The organism is Azospirillum sp. ST 5-10, from assembly GCF_051225715.1.
GTDB lineage: Bacteria > Pseudomonadota > Alphaproteobacteria > Azospirillales > Azospirillaceae > Azospirillum.
On sequence record NZ_JBPJSP010000055.1, the window covers coordinates 1 to 19,052 of the forward strand.

The following is a 19,052-nucleotide window of genomic DNA, read 5'->3' on the forward strand; positions in this document are numbered from 1 at the left end:
TTCGCCGCCTTCCACCATCTCGCCGCCGCCCTCATCACCGTCCGCTTCGTCGAGCGATGGTTCTGTTAGGCGCTCTTAGCCTCGCGAGCCGTCGTCTAGGTGTTCGGACGAGGGTGGCTGCCCTGTAGCTGCGTTCGTAGATCTCTCGGATGACCGGATCCCCGTTCACCTCGCTGCGGGCCGCCATCAATGGCCATATGTTACCTGGGAGCTACCTGGAATGAAAAAGGGCCCAGCGCCGGTAGCGCTAAGCCCTTGAATTCGATGGTGCCGCAGGTCGGATTTGAACCAACGACCTACTGATTACGAATCAGTTGCTCTACCCCTGAGCTACTGCGGCGTTGGGCGGCGACCATAGCGGCGATGGGGGGCGGATGCAAGCCTCATGTGCGGGCTCCCGCGCGGCGATTTCGCGGGCCGTCGCCGGCCGGTCGGAACGGTCGAAAGATGTGGCAAATCCCGTCGTTAAGAATTCATTCAGTTTCTCTAACGAACTATCCGCAGGGCGGCGCTTCGTGCGGCCGGCAGGGTGGGGCGGGCGGAGGACGGCGATGGGACGGGGGATGACGCTGGGCGGTGTGGTCCTGGCGGTCATGATCGGGATCTCGGGCACGGCGGCGGCCGAACCGGGGGTGGACGCCGGGCGCATCGTCTTCGGCCAGGTCGCCGCCCTCGACGGGCCGGCCGGGGCCCTCGGGCGGGGCATGCGCGCCGGCATCCTGGCCGCTTTCGCCGAGGCCAACGCCGCCGGCGGGGTGGACGGGCGGCGGCTGGAGCTGCTGAGCCGCGACGACGGCGGCGATCCCGACCGCGCGGCCGCCGAAACCCGCGGGCTGATCGACGGGCAGGAGGTGTTCGCCCTGGTCGGCGCCGTCGGCACCGCGACCGCGGCGGCGGCGCAGCCGCTGGCCGAGGCCGCCGGCGTCCCGTTCATCGGTCCGCTCAGCGGCGCCGCCGACCTGCGCGACCCGGCGCTGCGCACCGTGGTCAACCTGCGCCCCTCCTTCGAACAGGAGGCCGAGGCCTGGATCGCCGGGCTGACCGGCGCGCTCGGCGCCCGCCGCATCGCCATCCTCTACCAGGACGACGCCTTCGGCCGGGCCGGGCTGGCCGGCGTGGAGAGGGCGATGGAGGCGCACGGCCTGCCGCCGGTCGCCCGCGGCGCCTATCCCCGCAACACCACCGCGGTCAAGGCGGCGCTGCTGACGATCCGCAAGACCGATCCCGAGGCGGTGGTGATGGTCGGCGCCGCCGCCCCTTGCGCCGAGTTCATCCGGCTGGCGCACCGCCTCAAGCTCGACCCGGCGTTCGTCGCCGTGTCCGCCGCCGACGCCCGGGCGCTGGCGGCCGAGCCGGGCATGGCCGGCGCCAGGCTGGCGGTGAGCCAGGTGCTGCCGTCGCCCGAGGACGGGACGGTGCCGCTGGTCGCCGCCTTCCGCACGGCGCTCGCCGCCGCCGCCGAGACGCCGCCCGACGCCGCCTCGCTCGAAGGCTACGCCGTCGGCCGGCTGGTCGTCGAGGCGCTCGCCCGCACGCCCGGCGAGCCGACGCGGGCCGGCCTGCTGCACGCCGTCGCCGACGGCGGGCCGTTCGACCTCGGCGGCCTCGTCCTGCGCTTCGGGCCCGGCGACAACCAGGGCGCCGACGGCGTGCGCTTCACCGTGATCGGCCCCGACGGCGGCCTGCGGACGGTGGACGGTCTGGCCGGCCTGAAGGGCTGAGCCGAACACGACAACGGGCCGGGCGGAACCGGCCCACCAGACGGGAGGACACGGGGCATGGCGGGTATCCGGTCGGGATCGGCGCGGGACGGCGGGCTCAGCATCGGCACCAAGTTGCTGGTCGCCTTCGGCCTGAGCGCGGCGCTGACGGTGGTGGCGGCGTTCGTCGCCAACGGCTCCTACATGCAGATCGACGCCAGCGTCGACGCCATCACCGGGCGCGGCGTGCGGGCGCTGGCGCTGTCCCGGGAGCTGGAGATCGGCGCCGTGCGGCTGGGCGAGCTGGCCCCGGCGCTGCGCGCCGCCGACAACGACATGGACCGGGCCGCCCTGGCCGAACGGATCGAGGAGCAGTCGCAGACCGTCGGGACCGCGCTCGACGGGCTGCGCGAGCTCGGCATGCCGGCGGTCGACGCGGCGGCGGAGGCGGTGGGCGGCATGCGCGTCGCCCTGGCCGACCTCGCCGGCACCGTCTCCGACCTGGGCAGGGCGCGGGCCGAGCGCGCCCGCCTCGTCGAGATGTCCAAGGCGCTGCACGCCGACGTGCTGCGCCGCGCCACCACGGTCGTCGAGGAGGCGACCGCGTCGATGCACCAGGGCGCGTCCAGTGCGATGGAGGCCAACGGCGAGGCCATCCGCACCCTGATCGACCGGGAGGTCGGCGCGGTCCAGGCGTCGCTCGGCCTGTCGGCCGACACCAACCTCGCCATCTCGCTGCTGATCGAGGCGGCCAACGTCACCGACCCGGCGCAACTGCCGCCGCTGAAGGAGCATTTCGACGCGACCAGCCGCTGGCTGCTGCTCGGCCTGAAGAACCTGCCCGAGGGCGAGGCGGCGGGCGAGGCGGCGATCCTGGTCGACTTCCTGCTCGACTATGGGCGCGGCCGCGACGACCTGTTCGCGCTGCGCGCCGCCCAGCTCGCCGACGCCGGGCTGACGGCGGCCGAGCGCATCGCGCTGAGCGACCAGCGGGCCGGCATCGTCAAGGACATGACGGCCGTGCGCGACGAGCTGCTGGGGGTGCTGTCCAAGCTGGCCGACGAATCCTCCTTCAACCTCATGATGGGCAGCGGCGACACCATCACCCGCACCGGCGAACAGGTCGCCCGCCTGTTCAGCAACGAGGTCGAGGCCCTGCGCGCCGCCCTGGAGCTGCGCGGCGAGGTCAACCTGATGGCCGGCCTGCTCGCCACCGCCGCCAACGAGGCCGCCCCCTACGAGCTGTCGCAGCAGCGGGCCGGCTTCGAGGCGGCGGTCAAGGCCATGACCGCCGCCGGCGCCCGCAACACCGGCTCGGCCGAGGCGGCGGCGCTGCGCGACGCCGCGGCGAAGCTGGCCGAGATCGGCCAGGGCGAGGAGGGGCTGTTCGCCCGCCGCAGCGCCGAACTGGGCTACCTGGCCGGGGCGCAGGGGCTCGACGAGACGATCCGCGCCAGCACCCGCGTCCTGTCCGAGCACGTCGCGGCCATCGCCGCCGCCGCCCGCCAGGTGATGGACGACGCCTCCCGCCAGGCCGAGGCCACCACCGCCGCCGCCCGCACCGTCATGATCGTCCTCGGCGTGACCGGCGTCGCCGCGGTGCTGCTGGTCGGCTGGTTCATCGTGCGCAACGGCATCGTCCTGCGGCTGCGCCGCCTCAACGCGGCGATGACCCGCATCAGCGGCGGCGATCTCGCCGCCGCCGTGCCGTCGGGCGGGCGCGACGAGATCGCCCGCATGGCCGAGGCGCTGGCGGTCTTCCGCGACAACGCCCGCGCCCTGGAGGAGGAGCGGCGCCGCACCGAGGAGGAGCGCGAACGCGCCGCCGCCGACCGCCGCCGCGCCATGCTGGAGATGGCCGACGGCTTCGAGTCCAGCGTGCGCAGCCTGCTGGAGCGGGTGTCCCACGCCGCCGCCGACATGCACGGGATCGCCGCCCGCATGACCCGCACGGCGGAGCAGACCTCGGGCGAGGCGGCGACCGCCGCCGCCACCTCCGCGCAGGCGGCCGGCAGCGTCGAGGCGGTGGCCGCCGCCACCGAGGAGCTGTCGGCCTCGATCCAGGAGATCGGCACCCAGGTCCAGAACTCCAGCCGCATCGCCCGGCAGGCCGCCGACGAGGCGGAGCGGACGGACCACACGGTGGAGGGGCTGGCCAGCGCCGCCGGCCGCATCGGCGAGGTGGTCGACCTCATCTCCGACATCGCCTCGCAGACCAACCTGCTGGCGCTGAACGCGACGATCGAGGCGGCGCGCGCCGGCGACGCCGGCAAGGGCTTCGCGGTGGTGGCCAGCGAGGTCAAGAACCTCGCCAGCCAGACCGCCAAGGCGACCGAGGAGATCAGCCAGCAGATCGCCGCGATGCAGGCGGTGACCCAGGAATCGGTGACGGCGATCCGCGCCATCGCCGGCACCATCCGCTCCATCAACGAGATCGCCGCCGCCATCGCCGCCGCGGTGGAGCAGCAGAGCGCCGCCACCCGCGAGATCGCCCGCAACGTCGGCGAGGCGGCCGACGGCACCCGGCACGTGCGCAGCAACATCGACACGGTGGCCCGCGCCGCGGCCGACGCCGGCCAGTCGGCCCAGGGCGTGCTCGACGCCTCGACCACCGTGGCCGACCAGGTGAAGGCGCTGGACAGCCAGGTCGACCGCTTCGTCCGGGAGATGCGGGCGGGCTGAGGGGGCCCGCCCGGCCGCCCGGCCGCTCACGCGTGCTTGTGGATGACCTCGAGGAAGCTGTCGGCGTAGAGGTCGAGCTTGCGGGCGCCGACGCCGGGCAGGCGGGCGAAGGCGTGGCGGTCGAGGGGGCGGGTGGCGACCATCTCCAGGAGCGTGGAGTCGTGGAAGATGACGTAGGGCGGCACGCCCTGGTCGCGCGCCAGCTCCAGCCGGCAGGCGCGCAGCGCGTGCCACAGCGCGTCGTCGGCCGGCGACAGGGCGCCGCGACCCGCCCCGCGCGACACCCCCTCGTCGCGGGCACCGGCGCGGCCGCCGGCCGCGGCGCGGCGCAGCGAGTCGCGCACGCCGCGGCGCTTCTCCTGCACCGGGTCCTTGCGCAGGCGCACCGTCTGCTGGCCCTTGGCGACCGGCACGCCGGCGTCGGTCAGGCGGAAGCCGCCGTAGCCCTCGACGTCGACCGTCAGGAAGCCGGCGGCGACGAGCTGGCGGAACACCGACTGCCACTCCGCCTTCGACAGGTCGCCGCCCACCCCGAAGGTCTTCAGGCGGTCGTGCTGCTGCTGCACCACCTTCTCCGTGGCGTTGCCGCGCAGCACGTCGATGAGGTGCCCCGCGCCGTAGCGCTGGCCGGTGCGGTAGACGGCGGCCAGCGCCTTCTGGGCGGCGACGGTGCCGTCCCAGGTCTCCATCGGTTCCAGGCAGGTGTCGCAGTTGCCGCAGGGCTCGGCCCCGGTCTCGCCGAAATAGTTCAGCAGCACCTGGCGGCGGCATTGGGCGGTCTCGCAGAAGCCCAGCAGGGCCTCCAGCTTGCGCCGCTCGACCCGGCGGTGGGCGTCGCCCGCCTCCGACTGCTCCAGCATCTGGCGCAGCATCACCACGTCGGCCATGCCGTAGACCATCCAGGCGCTGGCCGGCAGCCCGTCGCGCCCGGCGCGGCCGGTCTCCTGGTAGTAGGCCTCCAGGCTCTTGGGCGGGTCGAGGTGGGCGACGAAGCGGACGTTGGGCTTGTCGATGCCCATGCCGAAGGCGACCGTCGCCACCATCACCAGCCCCTCGCTCTTGAGGAACTGGTCCTGGTTGGCCTCGCGCACCGCGGCGGGCAGGCCGGCGTGGTAGGGCAGGGCCTCGCGGCCCTGGGCGCACAGCCACTGCGCCACGTCCTCCACCTTCGCCCGCGACATGCAGTAGACGATGCCGGCGTCCTCCGGGTGGTTGTCCCGCAGGAAGGCGAGGAGCTGCTGGCGCTCGCTGGCCTTGGGCACGACGCGGTAGGTGATGTTGGGGCGGTCGAACGAGGAGACGAAGACCCGCGCCTCGGTCAGCCCCAGCTTCTCGGCGATCTCGGCGCGGGTCTGGGCGTCGGCGGTGGCGGTCAGCGCGATGCGCGGCACCATGGGGTGGCGCTCGTGCAGGATCGACAGCTGCAGGTACTCGGGCCGGAAATCGTGGCCCCACTGCGAGACGCAGTGCGCCTCGTCCAGCGCGAACAGCGCCAGCTCGGTGCGCTCCAGCAGGTCGAGGAAGCGCGGGGTGACGAGGCGTTCCGGGGCGACGTAGACGAGGTCCAGCTCGCCGCGCACCATGGCGCGCTCGACCTCGCGCGCCTCGGCGAGGTCGAGGGAGGAATTGAGGAAGGCGGCGCGCACGCCGAGCTGGCGCAGCGCCGTCACCTGGTCGCGCATCAGCGCGATCAGCGGCGACACCACCACCGCCACCCCCGGCCGCACCAGCGCCGGGATCTGGTAGCACAGCGACTTGCCGCCGCCGGTCGGCATCAGCACCAGGGCGTCGCCGCCGGCGACGACGTGGCGGATGATCTCGCCCTGGCGGCCGCGGAAGGACTCGTAGCCGAACACCGACCGCAGCGTGTCCAGCGCCGCGTCGCCTTCCGGGGGTGACAGGGAAAACAGCGAATCCACGCCCATCGCACGCAAGATCTGGGGGCCAAGGGCCGTGACGGACCCTACGCCCATGATGTGGCACATCACCCCCCGCCGGGGCAAGGCGGGATCCCGTGACATGGGGCGTTATCGCCGTCCGGGACGGGCGCCCGATGCCTCCCCCGCGGCGCGGGAGAGGGCCGCCATGATCGGCGGCCGCCGGAACGCACGCCGCGCCCGCCGGTTGCCCTTACCGGCACACCGACGAGGAGACCGCCCATGGAGGCCATCGGCGAGGCCCTGTACACCGCCGCCGGCATGCTGTGGAAGGCGGCGTGGGCGCTGATCTTCGGCTACGTCATCTCCGCCGGCATCCAGGTGCTGGTGACGCGCGAGCAGATGGCCCGCCTGCTGGGCCGGCGCGGCGTCCGGCCGGCGGCGCTGGCGACCCTGTTCGGCTTCATCTCCTCCTCCTGCTCCTTCGCCGCCCTCGCCGCCTCGCGGTCGGTGTTCGCCAAGGGGGCGCACCCGGCCAACGCCACCGCCTTCCTGGTCTCCTCCACCAACCTGGTGATCGAGCTGGGCATCGTGCTGTGGGTGCTGGTGGGCTGGCGCTTCACGCTCGCCAACTTCGCCCTCGGCCTGGTGATGGTGCTCTACGCCTACCTGCTGATGGGGCTGTGGTTTCCCGGCCGCCTCGCCGACCGGGCCCGCCGCCACGCCGAGGCGGCGCAGCAGGCCGAGGGGATGGAGATGGACCACGGCGGCGGGGCCGCCGGCTCCTGGCGCGCGACGCTGACCTCCCGGGAGGGTTGGCGGCGCATCGCTGACGCCTTCGTCATGGAGTGGGCGATGGTGTGGAAGGAGATCCTGTTCGGCTTCACCGTGGCCGGCTTCATCGCCGTCCTGGTGCCGCAGAGCGTCTGGAACCTGCTGTTCGTCGGCCAGTCCGACAGCCCATCCTTGCTGGCGGTGGTGGAGAACGCCGCGGTGGCGCCGGTGGTGGCCTTCTTCACCTTCATCGGCTCCATGGGCAACGTGCCGCTGGCGGCGATGCTGTGGTCGCGCGACGTGTCGTTCGGCGGGGTGATGGCCTTCCTCGGCGCCGACCTCGTCGCCGCCACCGTGGTCTGGGTGCACGCCAAGTACTACGGCTGGCGCTACGCCCTGTACCTGTCGGCGGTGCTGTACCTGTGCATGGTCGCCGCCGGCATCACCGTGCACTACCTGTTCGCCGCGCTCGGCCTGATGCCGGGCGAGCGGCCGGCGCTGCAGGAGATGGTGCGCTTCGCCATCGACCACACCTTCTTCCTCAACCTGTTCTGCCTCGCCGTCGCCGCCGTGCTGTTCCGGCTGCACCTTGCCGGCGGCGGCCCGGCCGGGCACGCGGCCGGGCATGGGGCCGGTCATGCGGCCCAGGGGCACGGCCACGATCAACCGGGCCGCCACGTCCATGGCGGGCGCTGACGCTCCCGGCTATTGGGCCGGCGCCTTCGGCGCCGTGCGCTCCAGGTTGACGGCGGCGGCGCGGGCGGCCTCGGCGTCGTCGCCGGTCAGGCGGCGGACCAGCGTCCAGTCGTCGCGGGCCGCCGCGAGGTTGCCGGACAGCGCCTTGAGGTTGCCGCGCAGCAGCACCGCCTCCGGGTCGCCGGGGCGCAGCTCCAGCGCCCGCGCCACGTCGTCCAGCGCCAGGCGGTAGCTGGCCAGCGCCTTGTGGGCGGCGGCGCGGTAGAGCCAGGCGTCGGCCCGCCCGGGCGCCTTGGCGATGGCGGCGTCGAGGTCGGCGACGGCGTCCCAGTAGCGCTCGGCCTCGGCGCGGGCGATGGCCCGGTCGATCAGCAGGTCGGCGTCGTCGGGCCGCTGCTCCAGGGCGCGGCCGTAGGCGCGCTCGGCCCGGTCGGCCTCGCCCGCCCGCAGCCAGGCCCAGCCGGCGCGCCCCAGCAGCGAGGCCGCGGCGGCCGGGTCGTCGCCGGCCAGCTCGGGCACCAGCGCCTCCAGCCGGGTCGCCGCGTCGCGGAAGCTGCCCTTGTGGAACAGCGCCATCGCCTGGCACAGGCGGGCGAGCCCGCCGCCGCCGCCCTCCTGCCAGCCCTGAGACCGTTCCAGCGCGGCGTCCGGCGCCGTCTCGGCGAGCGACAGGCAGGACCGCAGGCGCTCGTTCCCCTCCTGCGCGGCGGCGTTCGCCGGCGGCAGCAGGAGGAGCGGGAGGAGGAGGAGGGGCAGGGGGCGGAGCGGCGGGGGTATGCGTCGGATCATGGCCGGACTACACTCCGCCATCGCGCCCTGCCGACGCAAGGGCGACGCGAAGGAAGGCCCCATGACCGCGCCCCGCCTGTTCGTCTTCGGTCTCGGCTACACCGCCTCGGTGCTGGCGGACCGCGCGCTCGCCCGGGGGTGGCGGGTCGCCGGGACCGGCCGCTCCCAAGGGTCGTGCGACGCCCTGGCCGGCCGCGGCATCGCGGCGTTCCGCTTCGCCCGCGACGTCCCGCTGGCCGATCCGGCGGCGGCGCTCGCCGGCACCACCCACCTGCTGGTCTCCGTCCCGCCGGACGAGCGGGGCGACTCGGCGCTCGACCACCACGCCGCCGCCGTCGCCGACCTCGGCAGCCTGGAGTGGGCGGGCTATCTCTCGACCACGGGGGTCTACGGCGACCGCGACGGCGACTGGGTGAGCGAGGCGGCGTGGCTGCGGCCGTCCGGCGAGCGGCAGCGCCGCCGGGTCGAGGCGGAGCGCGGCTGGCTGCACCTCTACCGCCAGTTCGGCGTGCCGCTGCACGTGTTCCGCCTGCCCGGCATCTACGGCCCCGGCCGCAGCGCGATCGACCAGGTGCGCGACGGCACGGCGCGGCGCATCGACAAGCCGGGCCAGGTGTTCAGCCGCATCCACGTCGAGGACGCGGTGGACGCGCTCGAGGCGTCGATGGCGCGGCCGACGCCGGGCGCGGTCTACAACGTCTGCGACGACGATCCCTGCCCGCAGCCGGAGGTGGTGGCGACCGCCTGCGAGCTGCTGGGCGTGGCGCCGCCGCCGCCGGTGCCCTTCGCCGAGGCCGCGCTGTCGCCGATGGCCGCCAGCTTCTGGGCCGACAACAAGCGGGTGCGCAACGACCGCATCAAGCGGGCGCTGGGCTGGACGCCGCGCCACCCCGACCACCGCTCCGGGCTGCGGGCGGTGCTGGAGGCCGAGTCCGGGGGCGGATGACGGCGGGCCGTCATCCGGACGCGACATCCAGAGGTTGGGCGGCGCACCCCTTTCGAATCTCGGAATGTGTCCGGAATGCGGCGCCGCTCATGCCAACGCTCCTTGGACAGCGGCGGCCGCGCTGGCGATGTTTCGGGGCGACGTTGCGGACCCGGCGCCCGCCGGAGGTCCGTTCCCCCGAAACCGAAGGAGGGCCCCGGTGGCGCGCACGCTGCTTCTCGTCGACGACGACCCCGATCTCGCCGGCTCCCTGGGCAGCGCGCTGGCGTCCTGGAGGATCGTGAGCACCGCCGACCACGACAACGCCGCGCGCGTGGTGCGCGCCCACCGGCCGTCGGTGGCGCTGGTGTCCTTCTTCATCCCGCCGCCGCCGCTCCCCGCGGAGGCCGGCGAGGCGGCGGGCGCGCTGGCCGGCGCGGCGGTCCCGGGCGGGGAGGCCCCGTGCCCGGCCATCGGCCCGGCGGCCTGCCCGGCCGTGGACGGGCTGGCGGTGCTGGCGGACGTGCTGGCGGCGGCGCCGGCCACCAAGGTGGTGATGCTGGACGACGGGCGGCAGCCGCGCAGCGCCGCCGTGCGGGCGGTCGCCGAGGGGGCCCACGACGTGTTCCACCGCAGCGGCGACGTGCGCGACCTGGCGCTGCTGGTCGACCGCGCCCACCACCGCTACGAGCTGGAGGCCGAGTTCCGCCGGGCCGCCGCCCCGGTGCCGCTGCGGGCGGTGCGCGAGCAGGCCGAGCGCCGCGCCGTGCAGGACGCGCTGAGCCGGTCCAGCGGCAACCTGTCGGCCGCCGCCCGCCTGCTGGAGGTCAGCCGGCCGACCCTCTACAACCTGATCCGCCAGCACGGCATCCGCGAGGCGTGAGGGCGGCCGCGCCGATCCTCCCGCTCACTCCGCGGCGCGGCTGGTCGGGTTGCCGATCATCGACAGGAACTCGCGCCGGGTCGACGGGTCGGAGCGGAAGGCGCCGAGCATGCGGCTGGTCACCATGGTGACGCCGGTCTTGTGGACGCCGCGGGTGGTCATGCACTGGTGCTGCGCCTCGATCACCACGGCGACGCCTTCGGGCTGCAGCACCTCGTCGATGGTGTTGGCGATCTGCGCCGTCATCTTCTCCTGGATCTGCAGGCGCTTGGCGTAGATCTCGACGACCCGGGCCAGCTTGGAGATGCCGACGACGCGGCGGCGCGGCAGGTAGGCGACGTGGGCCTTGCCGATGATCGGCACCATGTGGTGCTCGCAGTAGGATTCCATGCGGATGTCGCGCAGCACGACCATCTCGTCGTAGCCCTCGACCTCCTCGAAGGTGCGCTCCAGGATCTCGACGGGATCGGCGTCGTAGCCGGCGAAGAACTCGCGGTAGGAGCGCGCCACCCGGTCCGGCGTGCCGAGCAGCCCCTCGCGCGCGGGGTCGTCGCCGGCCCAGCGGATCAGCGTGCGGACCGCCTCCTCCGCCTCCGCCTGGGTGGGACGGTCGGCGGTCGCGGTGCCGCGGCGGCTGTGGCCGGGGCCGCGGACGACGTTGTCGGCGGCGGGGGTCTTGGAAACGGTCACGGTGCGGGTCCTCTCGATGCTGCGGCCGGCGGTGCCGGGGGCCTCCTGCGGCTCCTTGTACGGGGCCGGCACCCCCTGCGGATCAGCGGCTTCGGCCCTTTGGCCGATCGGCCGAACGGGTGAGCCCCACTTCGGCAGTGGGACGCCCGATGTCAAGGTCGCCCCGACGCCGGGGGCCGCGACGGCGGCGGCCGGCCGCCGTCAGTTGAGCTGCTTGGGCTGGTGCGGGCTGTCGAGGGAGAAGGCGGGGATGGCGACGTCGAAGGTCTCGCCCCGCTCGGTCTCCATCTGGTAGGCGCCCATCATGATGCCCGAGGGCGCGGCCAGCGGCGTGCCGCTGGTGTATTCGAAGGCCTCGCCCGGCTCCAGCACCGGCTGCTCGCCGACCACGCCAGGGCCGCGCACCTCCTGCACCCGGCCCAGCCCGTCGGTGATCTTCCAGTAGCGGGTGCGGAGCTGGACCGTCTCGTCGCCCTCGTTCTCGATGCGGACGTGGTAGGCCCAGACGTAGTGGTTCTCGGCCGGGACCGACTGGTCCTCGAGATAGACCGGGTTGACGGTGACGCGGATCGATCGCGTGACGTTGCTGTACATGACCGGGCCTCCCCGCCGCGGCGCGCTTCCTTGCCTAAAGAATAGGGGGCGATTCGCCGCGCTGTCCAGGGGGCGGGGCGGCGAAGGCGGCCCATGCCGTGCGCTCATGCCACACCCCCGGGGTCCGCGTGACGGCGGGGCGCGCACGCCCCTTGCACGGGGCGGGGGGCGATGATATATGCCGTCCACCCCGAAACAGCCCATGAGCTGTGGCCATGTTGCGTCTGCACGCCATTCGCATCCGACGACGGAGCCTCGCGCCGCTTTGTGCGGGCGCGGACGTCATTGGGTCGCGTGCGGACGCCCGGGGATCAGGCCGGAACTGACCGGCATCCCCTCCCGGCGAAGGCGCGACCCGCACCTTCCGACCTCTTTCCCTGCCGGGAGACCCCATCGATGATCGTCACCACCGAGGAGCCGCGGCACGCCGCCGCGATCGAAGCCCTGCTCGACCGGGCGTTCGGCCCGAACCGCCACGCCAAGACCGCCTACCGGCTGCGCGACGGGGTCGCCCCGCTGCCCGAGCTGTGCCTCGTCGCCATCGAGCACGACGACCACGGCAACGAGGTGCTGGAGGGCACGATCCGCTACTGGCCGGTGCTGCTCGGCGGGATGACGCCGGCGCTGATGCTGGGCCCGATCGCCGTGGCGCCGCACTGGCGGGGCGGCGGCCTCGGCAGCAAGCTGATCCGCATGAGCCTGAACAAGGCCGCCGCCGCCGGCCACCGCGCGGTGATCCTGGTCGGCGACGCCCCCTATTACGGCCGTTTCGGCTTCACCCGCGACCTGACCCTCGGCCTGGAGATGCCGGGCCCGGTGGACCCCGCCCGCTTCCTCGGCCTGGAGCTGGTGCCGGGTGCGCTCGCCGGCGCCGCCGGCGTGGTCGGCCGGCATCCCTGCGACATCGCCCCGCCCGCGGCGCCGGAGGTCGCCCTGGCCGGCGCGATCCCTAACCGGACCCGGCCGGCGGGCGGCCTGTGGTACGCCCGCCGCGTCGCCGCCGCGGCGTGAGGCGGCGCGAAACGACCCCTTGCAACGGCCGGGGACCTTGCCTATAAACGTCTGGCCCCGGCCGCCGCGCGCGGCCCCGGGCCCTCGCTGGAGCCGCCACGCGGCCCGGTGACGCGGGTGTAGCTCAATGGTAGAGCAGAAGCTTCCCAAGCTTACGACGAGGGTTCGATTCCCTTCACCCGCTCCAATTTCCTGGCCTTTTTTCGTGACAATATGTGACGCTCCCTCTGTCACGGAGGGTGTTTCATGGCCACGCTCTGGGAGCGCGGGCCGTACCAGCACTGCGTCCGCGTCCGCCGCAAGGGCATTTCGGAAACCAAGACGTTCGAGACCCGACGCGAGGCCGAGGAGTGGGCCCGCATCATGGAGGGCAAGGTCACCGGCGACGAGTTCGTCGACCGGAGCAAAGCCCGTAACACGACGCTGTCACAAGCCCTGGACTGGTACGCGCGGGTGATCGTCCCTAAAACGCCGTGGTTGGCCAAGGTGAAGATGAGCTAGGTCACCTACTGGAAGGCGAGCCGATTCGCCGACTGGTCGCTGCTGTCGCTCCGCCCTTGGGACCTGCTGGACTGGCGCCGTGAGGCCCTGGACGAGGACAACGCCGAGGACGGCGGGCAGATCAGCCCCGAGGCGGCGTTCAGCGTGCAGACCTGCGTGCACCGGCTGAACCTGATCTCCCACCTGTACGGCCAATGGTCGCTCATCCACCAGGTTGCCATTGAGAGTCCCGTGGTCCGGGGCGTCCGCCCGACGCTCGACAACGGCCGAAACCGCCGCCTCGACTCCGAACCCGACCAGGACGGCAAGACCAAGGAGGATCGGCTCTACGCGGTGTGCGACACGTCCAAATCGACGTGGCTCGGGGCGGCGGTGCGGATCGCGCTGGAGACCAGCATGCGGCAGGCGGAACTGGCCAGCCTCACCGGCGACCGCGTCCACCTCGAAGGCCCCCACCCTCACGCCGATCTGCCGCGGACCAAGAACGGCCGCCCCCGGCGTGTGCCGCTGAGCACACGCGCGGTTGCGGCGTTCCGCTCGCTGCTGCCGGACGGCGCGACCGCCATCGGCAAGCGCCGGGTCTTCCCCATCAAGACGCCGCGCGCCATTCGTCACGCATTCCGCACCGCCGTGAAGGAAGACCAATTTCCCGACCTGCGCAGGCATGACCTCCGGCACGAGGCGGTCAGCCGGTTGTTCGAAAACACAGATCTGCGAGACCACGAAATGATGTCCATCACCGGGCACCTCTCCCCGGAGATGCTGAAACGATACAGCCACCTTAGGTTCCATCGTCTCGCAGGACGACTTGGCTGACGGATGTTTACGTCCTGTCGGCGAGCTATTCGCCAAGCGCTGGTGCGGAAGGGGTATACCACATGTCTAAGGCCTATCGATTTCGCAGGCGCAATTGAGGCGGTTCGTGGCCAAAAAGCAAATACATGCGCTGGCCACGTTCCGCTTTTAGCCCATATTATTATCGAGGCGAGCCCGTCTAAGCGGCGACAGAGACTTTTGCGATTGTTGCCATCACGCTCCGGATCCTGCACGAAGGCCTAACAGATGCTTTCTGGGTCCTCGCAGGTGGAAGATTTTCGGGCCTTGGCATTTGCTGGATTCCCTGATGCGCCGTTCCGGGCTAAAACGGTCCTCGACACCCGGGGGCCGGTAATCGGGGTATCGTAGAGGGAACGGTGACTCCAGACGCGTCTCAACTTTCGGCGATATCGCGCCTCTTCTCCTCGGCCGTCTTCCGGGAAATGGCCAGGAAAGGCCGGTCACCCACGTTCGCGCGCCTGATCGGTGAAGCGCGGATCGAGGAGTTTTGTCCGTCCGGCGCAACGGTGGGTGAGGCGTTCGATGCAGCTTTCGCCGTGCTGCGCCGCATCGGCCAGCGGGACGAGTATGTCTATCGGGCGGCACTCACCCGCAACATTCTCTTGGGCAAGCATTCTCTCAACACAGCAAGCATGCTCAACGAGTTTCGTGTGGGCGTATGCAAGGCAGACCTTGTCATCCTGAATGGAACGGCAACGGTCTATGAAATAAAGTCTGAGCGCGACTCGCTCGCTCGGCTTGAGCGGCAAGTCGAGAACTACCGCAAGGTTTTTGCTAAGGTTTATGTCATAGCGAGCGAGACCCATGTCCGCGGCGTGATGGGCACTGTTCCGGAAGAGGTCGGCGTCATGAGCCTCTCCCCACGGTTCCACATTTCGACCATCCGCGACGCCGCCGACTGCTCCGAGCAGGTGTGCCCGCAAGCCATTTTCGATTCATTGCGCTCGGCGGAGGCTCGGGCGGTTCTGAAGGAACTCGGCACCGACATACCGGATGTGCCGAACACCATGATGCATGCTATAATGCGCGAGGTGTTCGGGCAACTTCGTCCGGTGGAGGTGCACAAGGCTATGGTGCAAACGTTGAAGCGAACCCGGAATCTGGCACCTCTGGGCGCTCTTGTTGATCGCCTCCCAACCTCACTCCACGCGGCGGCTCTGTCGATCCAGGTCCGTCGCGCTGATCATGACCGCTTGGTCGACTCAGTGCGCACACCGCTCGCCAGCGCCTTGGACTGGGGCTGAGCCGCATGTACCACCCTTATTTTCGCGGCAAGCAGTACGAGTTGATCACCATTCGAGAGACGGCGGGGTTGCTGGCGAAGGCCGGCTTCGTGCCGATCATCGAACCGGTCAAGGAAGCTCTGGGGGGACTCGAACGAACACTGAAGACGGTCTGCAGCGCGCGTGGCCGTGCCGTCGTCATTGTCAATCCCTACCACGGCGACCATCGCGAGGGCGGCGTAGGGATCTCAGCGCTTCTGCGAGACGGCTATTTCGGGAACGCCGCCGTTGACGTCGGCATCCTGCTCAGAGAGGATATGAGCGTCCAAGAAGCCATGGCGTGCTGCACGCAGCATGAAGGCCATCAGCTCACCCTTGTGCATGCCGGCTTCGCCCACGCCAAAGCGCTCGCCGACGCACTCGCTGAAGCGCGACTGTCTCCCCGCAACGTTTTCTTCGAAGCTCATTGTGGAAAACTCTATCGCAAACATTTTCAAGGCAGCGAGCGCGTGTTGCTGCGCGACGGCTTCCAACGCCGCCGCAACCGCGACCACCCACCCGTCGAATTGTTCTCGGACCTTCACGTCACCTTTACGGAAGAGGGTATGGACGGATTCGGCGATTTTCTGATCGTCGGCGACGACTATTCCGAATCCGGCGGCCCGGCTTACGCGGTTGCGATCCATCTCACTTTCATCGATCCTGACCAGGACGATGCGATGTTCATCTACCATTTCGTATCGAAACGACAGGACACGCCGACTGACCCGGCAGGCAAGTTCGCCGAGGCATTGGACAAGATGATCGACAAGCTCGATTCGGGCACATCCAAGCTTGTCGAAACATCGGCCGTGAAAGAATTCCGCGATCTGCACGCCAAGCGCCATTTCCCTGGGCTTGGCTCCGTGAAGAAGCTCTCGATGAAACATCACATCGAGACGCTTGCCGCCTTTTTCGGCTGAGGCCTTCATGCCCGCGCGACGCTGCTGCCCCGAATGTTTCGATGACCGCGGCCTGCGGAAGAATATCATCCCTGGACTCATGCCGACCCGCGGCACGTGCGGCTTTTGCGGTTCGGCGGATGTCGACCTCGTCGAACCGCAGCAGCTCTTCGATTATTTCGAACTGCTGATCAGCGTCTATGAACCCGATCCAGACGGCAAGCCGCTGGTCGAATGGATGAAGGAGGACTGGCAGCTTTTCACGCATGACCGCATGGACACCGCCCACGCAAAGGACCTTCTGGGAGAAATCCTCGACGACGGCGACATCGTCCGAAAGCCGTTCTCACCATCGGCTTCTTACAAAAGCGAAGGCCTAATCCGCTGGGAAACCCTTCGCGACGAGTTGATGTACAAGAACCGTTACTTTTTGGACGAGACGCTCGACACCGACCGGCTCAAGGATTTGTTGCCCTATCTGCTTGCCGACGAACTGCCGACGAGATGGCATCGGGCACGCATTCGAACGGGAGACACGACCTATGCCATCACGGAAATGGGCGCGCCGCCGAAGCGGCTCGCAACGCACGGCCGCGCCAATCCGCCCGGCATCCCCTATCTCTACCTCGGCTCGCTCCCCGAGGCTGCAGTTGCGGAGGTGCGTCCGCACACGGGCGAAGTCGCATGCGTCGCCGATTTCACGATTGGGGACCCGCTCAAAGCCATCGATCTCAGAAACCCCCGCAAGCTGGTATCGCCCTTCCTGTTGGCGGACGCCGGCGCTGTAGGCCAGTTGCGGGCGGACATCCCCTTCCTTGAGCGTCTGGGCAATGAATTGACCCGGCCTGTGCTGCCGCAAGGTGCCGCGATCGACTACATCCCGAGCCAATACCTTTGCGAGTTCATCAAGAAGTGCGGTTATGACGGCGTCGTGTACCGCAGTTCGGTCAGCGAAGGCATCAACTTGGCTCTCTTCGATCCCAAAAAAGCTGTTGGCGGCAATGTTGCTCTCTACAACATCAGCCGCGTCTCTGTGGCAGTGGAAGCCGCTTAATCGTCCTTGTTCATGATGTGGGTACAGTAGGAGCAAAGCCCCTCATCGAAGCCCGCCAATGCGTCTTCCAGCGGAATACCCGAATGGCAGCGCATGCAGGTGGCTTCGTATTCGAAGGTTTCACCACACACTGCGCACGCATCCTCAGTATCGATGTATGCTAGATTGCCGCACGCAGGACATTCGTAAACGGGGCCGGACTCGAAGGTGTCCTTATAACGCATGTAGGCTTCGCCGCTGAGTGCCCGATCAACGGCGGCGACAATCTCCTCCTCGCGGTCCAACGACGTACCACAGTTCTGACAGACGAGATCCAACTCATTCTGATCGCCGTTTTGGGGGTCGCGTTGCTCAACCAGTTCGGAGCCGCACTTGCTGCACCGCAGCCCCTCTGCCTCGACCGTGGGGGAGCGCCAGTTGACACCGGCGAGCGTTGCCCGGCAGCGCGCAAGTTCCGCCTCATAAAGGCCGCGCGCATCGAGCATGACTGACCAAGTTTCTCCCAGCAACGTTCGTGGATCTTCGCCGGCCTCCCGAAAAAGTTGGAGGGTGATGGGAAACGCACGTGCGATCGCATCGCGGACGACGGACGCTGGCTTGTTGGTATAGCGATGCTCAATGTCATTGCGGATCGCGTTGAGTTCTTCGAGCTCCCTTGGGTTAATCGTAATGCCAAAATCTTTGAAGCGCCTCCCGATCGTCGTGAAGTCGATCGTAGAATGCCCATCCGGGACGTACTTAATTCCACCTCGACCATCTGGGACCGGTTTGTATTTGGCGCCGATGACCTGATCCGGATCGGTGTCCGGCACTTTCCGACTGATCACCTCCTTCGCCAGCAGAAGCAGGCCAGCGTAGAAGTTACGAACGGCGGACAGAGACCGTGCCGGCTTATCGAGCGCGTAGTCCTCGATCCCCATCCTGATAGAATCGACAGCATTAGCTAACAACGCGCTCACATTAGGGGTGATCATCGCTTATGCTGCTCCCGTCCCGTCCCCTATTGTAGCCCTGTGTGCCAGCCGTGTCGCGAGAAGAAATCGGACGCAGCTATCCGCCCCTTCCTTTCAGCCGGCGAGCCACCTTCTTCGGCCTTGGTCGGGCGGCCGGAACGGCGGGGCACATCCGGCAGTCCAGATGGGTTGTATCGGGCTTGCCATTCCTTCACGACCCGCGGTGACTAGCGCGGCCCGTGCAGCTTGGGGACGCGCGTCGCCGGAGGCAAGGTCTCCGGACACGAACTCAAGCGGTTGTAAATCGTCTGCTTCTTTAGACCGAGGATGACGGCTAGGTCGGCAACGGTCAGCCAAGCTTACGACGAGGGTTCGATTCCCTTCACCCGCTCCAATGCCTTTCCCGACATATAAATGAGTTAGCGCCTGTCCGGATGCCGGGTGGTGCCCCATTGTCACCACCGCTCCTGGCGCAAACGCCGCCACCAGCGCCCGCGTCTCTCATACCCCCGAGCCGAAACCCTGATACACCTCCTGCCCCCACCTCGACCCTCCCCCGCTTCGCAGGGGAGGGAGGGGACCCGCGGCGGAGCCGTGGGGAGGGTGGGGGCAGGAGGTGTGTCAGCCATTCCGCTCGACGGTATCAGTTTAAACCCAGGCGGAAACTGCCACTATATTCGAGAGGATCAGGGGAAAGAACAGAGCCCTGCCGTCAGGGCATAGAAAACCCTTAGAGCCTATTCCAGTAGGGATCCGGTTTCGCCTGCTCTGTTGAACGTCCAGTGCATTGCGGCCCGGAGGTTTCAATGGGCAAGTTGGTTCAAGACGACGGCTGGCGGTTGCCGGGTGAGTTGTGGGAACGCATGGAGCCGCTGCTTCCGGAGCGCCCGGCGCACCCGCTGGGCTGCCATAACCCGCGGGT

General features: G+C 69.8%; 16 protein-coding genes and 2 tRNA genes. 12 read left to right on the top strand and 6 right to left on the bottom strand.

The genetic code is table 11. The features are described 5' to 3' along the window. Positions 1–265 precede the first annotated feature (265 nt). Positions 266–340: transfer RNA gene (locus ACSBPG_RS31130), tRNA-Thr, on the bottom strand. Positions 341–551: 211 nt separating this feature from the next. Between ACSBPG_RS31130 and ACSBPG_RS31135 the strand changes: the two genes are divergently transcribed. Next, positions 552–1,721, top strand: coding sequence for an ABC transporter substrate-binding protein (locus ACSBPG_RS31135; RefSeq protein WP_435541149.1), 1,170 nt, complete (start codon positions 552–554; stop codon positions 1,719–1,721). Positions 1,722–1,778: 57 nt separating this feature from the next. Further along, positions 1,779–4,382 carry a methyl-accepting chemotaxis protein gene (locus ACSBPG_RS31140; protein ID WP_435541150.1) on the top strand — a complete coding sequence of 868 codons (2,604 nt, stop codon included), beginning with the start codon at positions 1,779–1,781 and terminating at the stop codon, positions 4,380–4,382. A gap of 26 nt (positions 4,383–4,408) precedes the next feature. Here the strand turns inward: ACSBPG_RS31140 and recQ are convergent, their stop codons facing one another. Beyond that, on the bottom strand, positions 4,409–6,301 hold the full coding sequence (recQ, locus tag ACSBPG_RS31145) for a DNA helicase RecQ (RefSeq protein ID WP_435541151.1): 1,893 nt from the start codon (positions 6,299–6,301) through the stop codon (positions 4,409–4,411). Between the two features lie 240 nt (positions 6,302–6,541). Between recQ and ACSBPG_RS31150 the strand changes: the two genes are divergently transcribed. After that, positions 6,542–7,729: a permease gene (locus tag ACSBPG_RS31150; protein WP_435541152.1), complete on the top strand. Its 1,188-nt coding sequence runs from the start codon at positions 6,542–6,544 to the stop codon at positions 7,727–7,729. A gap of 9 nt (positions 7,730–7,738) precedes the next feature. Here ACSBPG_RS31150 and ACSBPG_RS31155 read toward each other — a convergent pair whose 3' ends face one another. Beyond that, positions 7,739–8,518 (bottom strand): hypothetical protein, encoded by a 780-nt coding sequence (locus tag ACSBPG_RS31155; RefSeq protein WP_435541153.1) that lies wholly within the window; start codon positions 8,516–8,518, stop codon positions 7,739–7,741. Positions 8,519–8,579: 61 nt separating this feature from the next. On the opposite strand from ACSBPG_RS31155, the gene ACSBPG_RS31160 reads away from it, so the two are divergent. Continuing rightward, positions 8,580–9,464 carry an SDR family oxidoreductase gene (locus tag ACSBPG_RS31160; protein WP_435541154.1) on the top strand — a complete coding sequence of 295 codons (885 nt, stop codon included), beginning with the start codon at positions 8,580–8,582 and terminating at the stop codon, positions 9,462–9,464. A gap of 199 nt (positions 9,465–9,663) precedes the next feature. After that, positions 9,664–10,326, top strand: a complete 663-nt coding sequence (locus ACSBPG_RS31165; RefSeq protein WP_435541155.1) for a helix-turn-helix domain-containing protein — start codon at positions 9,664–9,666, stop codon at positions 10,324–10,326. Between the two features lie 24 nt (positions 10,327–10,350). Here the strand turns inward: ACSBPG_RS31165 and folE are convergent, their stop codons facing one another. Continuing rightward, positions 10,351–11,016 (bottom strand): GTP cyclohydrolase I FolE, encoded by a 666-nt coding sequence (gene folE, locus ACSBPG_RS31170; RefSeq protein ID WP_435541156.1) that lies wholly within the window; start codon positions 11,014–11,016, stop codon positions 10,351–10,353. A 201-nt stretch (positions 11,017–11,217) separates the two neighbouring features. Further along, the gene (gene apaG, locus ACSBPG_RS31175; RefSeq protein ID WP_435541157.1) at positions 11,218–11,610 is read right to left on the bottom strand and encodes a Co2+/Mg2+ efflux protein ApaG; all 393 of its coding nucleotides are present in this window, start codon (positions 11,608–11,610) and stop codon (positions 11,218–11,220) included. Between the two features lie 396 nt (positions 11,611–12,006). On the opposite strand from apaG, the gene ACSBPG_RS31180 reads away from it, so the two are divergent. The 7 genes from ACSBPG_RS31180 (at position 12,007) to ACSBPG_RS31210 (ending at position 17,177) form a co-directional block, all read left to right on the top strand. Continuing rightward, positions 12,007–12,621 (top strand): GNAT family N-acetyltransferase, encoded by a 615-nt coding sequence (locus ACSBPG_RS31180; RefSeq protein WP_435541158.1) that lies wholly within the window; start codon positions 12,007–12,009, stop codon positions 12,619–12,621. Between the two features lie 113 nt (positions 12,622–12,734). After that, positions 12,735–12,808: transfer RNA gene (locus ACSBPG_RS31185), tRNA-Gly, on the top strand. Positions 12,809–12,867: 59 nt separating this feature from the next. After that, positions 12,868–13,122 carry a hypothetical protein gene (locus tag ACSBPG_RS31190; protein ID WP_435541159.1) on the top strand — a complete coding sequence of 85 codons (255 nt, stop codon included), beginning with the start codon at positions 12,868–12,870 and terminating at the stop codon, positions 13,120–13,122. 144 nt (positions 13,123–13,266) lie between these two features. Further along, positions 13,267–13,938 (top strand): site-specific integrase, encoded by a 672-nt coding sequence (locus ACSBPG_RS31195; protein WP_435541160.1) that lies wholly within the window; start codon positions 13,267–13,269, stop codon positions 13,936–13,938. 377 nt (positions 13,939–14,315) lie between these two features. Then, positions 14,316–15,203 carry a sce7726 family protein gene (locus tag ACSBPG_RS31200; protein WP_435541161.1) on the top strand — a complete coding sequence of 296 codons (888 nt, stop codon included), beginning with the start codon at positions 14,316–14,318 and terminating at the stop codon, positions 15,201–15,203. Positions 15,204–15,208: 5 nt separating this feature from the next. Further along, complete coding sequence (locus ACSBPG_RS31205) at positions 15,209–16,144, top strand: sce7725 family protein (protein ID WP_435541162.1); 936 nt, start codon at positions 15,209–15,211, stop codon at positions 16,142–16,144. A 7-nt stretch (positions 16,145–16,151) separates the two neighbouring features. Next, the gene (locus ACSBPG_RS31210; protein ID WP_435541163.1) at positions 16,152–17,177 is read left to right on the top strand and encodes an RES family NAD+ phosphorylase; all 1,026 of its coding nucleotides are present in this window, start codon (positions 16,152–16,154) and stop codon (positions 17,175–17,177) included. Here the strand turns inward: ACSBPG_RS31210 and ACSBPG_RS31215 are convergent. Next, positions 17,174–18,151 (bottom strand): hypothetical protein, encoded by a 978-nt coding sequence (locus ACSBPG_RS31215; RefSeq protein ID WP_435541164.1) that lies wholly within the window; start codon positions 18,149–18,151, stop codon positions 17,174–17,176. The genes ACSBPG_RS31210 and ACSBPG_RS31215 overlap by 4 nt on opposite strands. Positions 18,152–19,052 lie beyond the last annotated feature (901 nt).

What these genes read in the sequence shown, in the direction of transcription:
- ACSBPG_RS31135 (WP_435541149.1), top strand. Translation starts at nt 552, where the DNA reads ATGGGACGGGGGATGACGCTGGGCGGTGTGGTCCTGGCGGTCATGATC.
- ACSBPG_RS31140 (WP_435541150.1), top strand. Translation starts at nt 1,779, where the DNA reads ATGGCGGGTATCCGGTCGGGATCGGCGCGGGACGGCGGGCTCAGCATC.
- ACSBPG_RS31150 (WP_435541152.1), top strand. Translation starts at nt 6,542, where the DNA reads ATGGAGGCCATCGGCGAGGCCCTGTACACCGCCGCCGGCATGCTGTGG.
- ACSBPG_RS31155 (WP_435541153.1), bottom strand. Translation starts at nt 8,518, where the DNA reads ATGATCCGACGCATACCCCCGCCGCTCCGCCCCCTGCCCCTCCTCCTC.
- ACSBPG_RS31160 (WP_435541154.1), top strand. Translation starts at nt 8,580, where the DNA reads ATGACCGCGCCCCGCCTGTTCGTCTTCGGTCTCGGCTACACCGCCTCG.
- apaG (WP_435541157.1), bottom strand. Translation starts at nt 11,610, where the DNA reads ATGTACAGCAACGTCACGCGATCGATCCGCGTCACCGTCAACCCGGTC.
- ACSBPG_RS31180 (WP_435541158.1), top strand. Translation starts at nt 12,007, where the DNA reads ATGATCGTCACCACCGAGGAGCCGCGGCACGCCGCCGCGATCGAAGCC.
- ACSBPG_RS31190 (WP_435541159.1), top strand. Translation starts at nt 12,868, where the DNA reads ATGGCCACGCTCTGGGAGCGCGGGCCGTACCAGCACTGCGTCCGCGTC.
- ACSBPG_RS31205 (WP_435541162.1), top strand. Translation starts at nt 15,209, where the DNA reads ATGTACCACCCTTATTTTCGCGGCAAGCAGTACGAGTTGATCACCATT.
- ACSBPG_RS31210 (WP_435541163.1), top strand. Translation starts at nt 16,152, where the DNA reads ATGCCCGCGCGACGCTGCTGCCCCGAATGTTTCGATGACCGCGGCCTG.
- ACSBPG_RS31215 (WP_435541164.1), bottom strand. Translation starts at nt 18,151, where the DNA reads ATGATCACCCCTAATGTGAGCGCGTTGTTAGCTAATGCTGTCGATTCT.